General features: G+C 51.7%; 1 protein-coding gene. It reads left to right on the top strand.

Translation table 11 applies throughout. The features are described 5' to 3' along the window. Positions 1-226 (top strand): L,D-transpeptidase (locus ACCD05_RS32125; protein WP_413397738.1); only part of this gene is annotated, 226 nt, incomplete at its 5' end. Between the last annotated feature and the right edge of the window lie 6 nt (positions 227-232).

The following is a 232-nucleotide window of genomic DNA, read 5'->3' as shown; positions in this document are numbered from 1 at the left end:
CTGGTATATACCTAATTTCCTGTCTTTTTATCAACGCCCCGGCGCGACGGGAACTATCGGTTTCCACCAGATTCCATGGGACGAAAAGACCAAGAAACCTGCCAAGCCTGTCTACACCTTGGGATTGCCGGTATTTTCAAGTCACGGCTGTTCTCGGCTGGCCCCCAAAGATTCTGAGGCTCTCTACAGATTTGCTCATGAGGGCACAAAGGTGAAAGTGCGGTGAGCCGTC

The sequence above is a fragment of the Rhizobium sp. Rhizsp42 genome (assembly GCF_047304155.1).
In the GTDB taxonomy this organism is placed as follows: domain Bacteria; phylum Pseudomonadota; class Alphaproteobacteria; order Rhizobiales; family Rhizobiaceae; genus Rhizobium.
The sequence above is the reverse complement of the archived record's forward strand: the minus strand, read 5'-3'. Positions and strand labels throughout refer to the sequence as shown.